General features: G+C 64.2%; 4 protein-coding genes. All 4 read right to left on the reverse strand.

Features of this window, described 5'->3' with window-relative positions; all coding sequences use genetic code 11:
• Positions 1–190: 190 nt before the first annotated feature.
• Complete coding sequence (locus AC1DUU_RS23060; RefSeq protein WP_476785711.1) at positions 191–955, reverse strand: slipin family protein; 765 nt, start codon at positions 953–955, stop codon at positions 191–193.
• Positions 952–2,328 (reverse strand): NfeD family protein, encoded by a 1,377-nt coding sequence (locus AC1DUU_RS23065; protein WP_476785712.1) that lies wholly within the window; start codon positions 2,326–2,328, stop codon positions 952–954. The genes AC1DUU_RS23060 and AC1DUU_RS23065 overlap by 4 nt, the downstream gene beginning before the upstream one ends.
• 68 nt (positions 2,329–2,396) lie before the next feature.
• Positions 2,397–2,879 carry a GNAT family N-acetyltransferase gene (locus AC1DUU_RS23070; RefSeq protein ID WP_476785713.1) on the reverse strand — a complete coding sequence of 161 codons (483 nt, stop codon included), beginning with the start codon at positions 2,877–2,879 and terminating at the stop codon, positions 2,397–2,399.
• Between the two features lie 167 nt (positions 2,880–3,046).
• Positions 3,047–4,858, reverse strand: a 1,812-nt coding sequence (locus AC1DUU_RS23075; RefSeq protein ID WP_476785714.1) for an autotransporter family protein, incomplete at its 5' end; no start/stop codon positions are given.

The raw sequence follows: 4,858 nt of genomic DNA on the forward strand, positions 1-4,858 counted from the left end.
ACGCTGGTCGCCATCGACTTCGCCCTGCCCAAGCGCAGCTTCTTCGTGCTGCGCCACAAGGAGCGTTATGCCACTCGCGCGGCACGCGAGTTCCTTGCCCTTGTCGTYGGCAGCAAATGACCCGGCTTCAGGCAATTCCACTTGAAAGCGCCTGACAAGAACAGCACCAGCCGTGCAGGCGGCCGCGTAGTCACTTGCCCCCGCCGTCTGGCTTCTTGAACAAACCGAGCAGGTCGATCGGCAGCGGAAACACCACCGTCGACGAGCGCTCGCCCGATATGTCGTGCAGCGCCTCGAAATAGCGCAGTTGCATCGCCTGCGGCTCCTTGGCCAGCATCCTGCCGGCCTCGACAAGCTTTTGCGCCGCCTGCTGCTCGCCCTCGGCATTGATCACCTTGGCACGGCGTAGCCGTTCGGCCTCCGCCTGCTTGGCGATCGCCCGCACCATGCTCTCGTTGAGGTCGACATGCTTGATCTCGACATTGGTCACCTTGATGCCCCAGGCGTCAGTCTGCTGGTCGAGGATCTCCTGGATGGCGGCGTTCAGCTTGTCGCGTTCCGCCAGCATCTCGTCCAGCTCGTGCTTGCCGAGCACCGAGCGCACAGTGGTTTGCGCCAGTTGGCTGGTCGCGGCCATGTAATCCTCGACCTTGATGATCGCGCGCTCGGGATCGACGATGCGGAAATACAGCACCGCATTGACCTTCACCGAGACGTTGTCGCGCGAAATCACATCCTGCGGCGGCACGTCCTGCACCACCACGCGCAGGTCGACCCGCACCATCTGCTGGACGAACGGGATGAGCAGGATCAGCCCCGGCCCCTTGATGCCGGTGAAGCGGCCAAGCGTAAAGACGACACCGCGCTCATATTCCCTCAGGATACGAATTGCCGCCGACAGGAACATGACCACGACAAGCGCGAGTATCAGATAGACGACATAGCCGACGATCATTGCGGTTCTCCTGGCTTTGAAACGTTCCGGCGCCGGACCGTCAGCACGAGATCCTTGATCCCGGTCACCTCGGCGGGATCGCCAATAGCGAGTGGCTCGTCCGCCCTCGCCCGCCAGCGCTCGCCCTGGGCGAAGACATGGCCCTCGCCCGCCGACCAGTCGATGATCTCGACCGGCAAGCCGTTCATCGCCTTGGCGCCGACGCGCGAAGGCCTGTGGCGCGCCGCCCAGACATAACTGCCGGTCAAAAGTGCCAGGCCAAGCGTCAGGGCGGCGGCAGTTCCAATCAGCATCCACGAGATCTCGAAGCCGGGACCCTGCACCTTGAGCAGCATCGCTGCGCCCAAAAGGAAGGCGGCAACACCGCCAAGCCCCAGCACCACCGTCGGGTTGAATGCCTCCATGACCAGGAAGGCGAGGCCGAGCAGCATCAGTGCCAGGCCGGCATAGTTGATCGGCAGAAGATCGAGCGCGTAGAGCCCAAGCAGCAGCGCCATGGTGCCGACAACGCCCGGCGCCACCATGCCGGGGCTCGAAAACTCGAAGACCAGGCCGTAGATGCCGACCAGCATCAGGATGACAGCGACATTCGGGTCGGTGATGATGGCCAATAGCCGGATCAGCCAGCCGGGCTCTACCACCTCGACCGGCAGGTCCCTCGTCGCCAGCACCTCTTTTTTGCCGGCGACATCGACCGTGCGCCCGTCGACCTGACGCAGCAGGTCGGTTCGGTCGCGGGCAATCAAATCGATGACATGCTCCTGCAGGGCGGCATTGGCCGACAGGCTTGCGGCATCGCGCACCGCCTTTTCGCCCCAGTCGGCATTGCGCCCGCGCAATTCGGCAAGCGAGCGGATCAGGGCGACCGCGTCGTTGGTGACCTTGGCCATCATCGGGTCGGTGTCGGGAGCGGCTTTCTTCTGGTCCTTGTCATCGCCGCCCCCGGGCAAGGAGGGCATGCCGCCGATCTCGACTGGGGTCGCAGCGCCCAGGTTGGTGCCCGGTGCCATCGCCGCCACATGGGTGGCATAGAGGATGTAAGTGCCGGCACTTGCCGCGTGCCCGCCGGATGGCGCGACATAACCGATGACGGGAATGGGCGAAGAAAGGATGTCGGCGATCATCTCGCGCTTCGAGGTGACCAGCCCGCCCGGTGTGTTCATCTCGAGGATGACGACTTCGGCGTTGCGCTTGACCGCCGTCTCAAGGCCTTCCTTGAGCTGTCTTGCGCTCGCCGGGCCGATGGCGCCATCGATGACGATGGTCAACGCCACCTTCGCCCGGCCGCTGTCTTCTCCGATCGAGGAAGAGGCAGTAAAGACCGCAGCGGCGACCAGCGCCGCAACGAAAAGGGCCAAACGCGCGAGTTTCACGCTCAAAGCTCCACATCCCAAGATATGGGCACGCTGCGCGCGAAGTCCAATGCGCGTTTGGGCTGCCGTCAGCTGAATTTCAGCACGGCCTCCACCTCGTCGTCATAGGTTTCGCCGGTCGTGATAAAACCTAGGCGCTTGTAGAAGCCTTCCGGGCTCGCCTCGCCCAGCCCGTAGCTGGTGAAGAGTTCAGTGAAGCCCCGCCCCCTGAGATCGCGAACCACAAGTGCGATTGCCTTCTGGCCAAAGCCCATGCCCTGGTAAGGTCCTGAAATCATGAAGCGCCACAGGAAGGCACCGGGGCAATCGATGACGTCATAGTCGGCGCCGATATGCAGCATGACGAAGCCAATCGGCGTGTCGTCGGCATAGACGGCGCGGAACCAGGCGTTTTCAGAAAAATGTGCCTCGGCGATCGAGGTGCCGTTGTCGGCCACCTTGTTGCGCTGGGCTTCGCTCAGCGTCTCGCTGAGTTCGCAAACATCGCTCACGGTCTGTGCGGAGATGCGGCGCAACGAGACCTCGGAGGCCGRCGAAATCTGTTCGGTCATGATGGTTTCCAGAGTTTTGATATTTGACCCGGCAGTGCCGGCGCGGTTCGTGTCGTCCGCCAACGCGTTGAGCTGTTACTCGAAGCGCGAATACTTGCGCTGATCTTTCGCGTCAACATCAGTGCATCCGCGGCCATGGCCCAAGGCCGCGGATGCCTCGTCGATGTCTAGAAGCTGACTGCCAGCTTGGCATCGATTCCGTGGTCGGACGCACCGCTGCTCACCTGCCCGGTGTAGCTGATGGCAAGCTTCGCCTTCGGTGCGATGTCGAAGTCGATGCCGGCACCCAGCACCGCCGCGTCCCTGGCGATCGGCGTGCCCGCCACTTCGAAGCCGTCCGAGCCGGCAAAGGCGACCGACGACAGCGGCGTAACATCGCCAAAGGCATGGCGCCAGCCCAGCGTGCCACGCACAGTCGCGTTCACCGCACCCAGCGCGACATCGGTCGAGCCGCGAACGCCAAGCGTGGCGAAAGTCACGTCGTTGCTGGTGGCTTCGCTGGACAAGGCTGCCGCCCCGCCCGTCTCTGTGAAGGCGTCGGTGCGCAGGTTCACGTAAGACAGGTTGGAGAAGCCCTCTACGGCGAAGCGCCCAGCATCCACCTGGTAGCTCGCCTCGCCGAACACCTGGGCCGTGCCGCCGTCATACTTGGCCGATAGCGCGTCGGAGAAGCCTGCGAAGGCGACCGAACGCGCGGTGTCGAACCGGTGCCAGCTATAGGTCGCGCCGGCGGTCAGGCCGAACGCACCAACCCGCGTGCCGGCGTTGACGCCGAGATGGTAGTTGTCGCTGCTGCCGTTGGAAGTGCCGTCCGCGGCATCGAAGGTCGAGCGGCTGTAGCCGGCAAGCACGCCTAAGCGCCAGCTGTCGCCGACCATCGCATCGGCCCCGCCGATCAGGCCGCCGGTGCTGCGGTCGAAGCCCATGGCGTTGCCGTCGCCGTCGTTGTTGCCCCACGAACCGAAGGCCCGGGTCCACAGCGCGAAGCGGTCGGTGTCGGCAGCCGCCAGTTCCAGGCCATCGTCGCCATAGGCCATGACAGGCATGCTGGCCGCGGTCGCATCGCCAAACGCCTGGTCGATGCGGCTGGTGGCTGCGTCGAGCAGGACGCCGCTGTTCTGCATAATCATGCCCCTGGCCGAGGCATGCACCTCGCCCGACAGCTGCGCAAACRCCTGCTGCGCGCCCGCTTCGTCGAGATTGACGACGGCCGCGTATGCCGCATTGGCAAAGCCCGTGCTTTCGAGTGCTGCGGCCGTTGCCTTCTGGTTCCGCGTCGCGCCGACATCGGCAAAAGTGACGTCGTTGCGGTTCAGCGTCAGCGTCACGTCCTTGGCGCCATAGGCAAGGGAGGGATCGAGGAAGGCAAGGTTCGAGCTGACATCGGCGAACGAGCCGGTCACGCCGCCATCGGCGGTGATGATCTTGTAGTTGGTCTGCGGCGCATAATTGTTGCCGCTCGCCAGAGTCAGCACCGATCCGCCCTTCAGCATCGCCTTGCCTGATGCCGCGACCTTGTCGCTTTCGCCCTTGGCATTGGCTTCGACCTCAAAGGCCGAACCGGCTTCGAAGGTGATGTCGCCAGCAACCTTGATGGTGCCGATCGAATTGCCAGGCGCCAGCACACCACCCGAGGCGATCACCGTGTTGCCGAGCGTGCCGATGCCGCCCAGCAGGCCGCCGGCACCGACAGTGGTCAGCTTCGACGTAGCGATCGAACCCTGCACCGAAAGCGCGCCCGCCTTGACGACGGTCTCGCCGGTGTAGCTGTGGGTGCCGTCGAGAACCAGCGCGCCAAGACCGAGCTTGGTCAGGCTGCCAGTACCCGAAATCTCCTTGTTGATGCCAACGACGTTGGTAGCATCGGCGATGTCGAGCGCGCCGCCGCCCGCCTCCAGGACCACGTTGYGACCAAGCACATGCATGTCGGTGCCGGCGATCCTGAGGCTTCCGCCATCGAGCCTGAGCTTGGCCTGTTC

This window comes from Aminobacter sp. P4_H6_2, assembly GCF_056400805.1.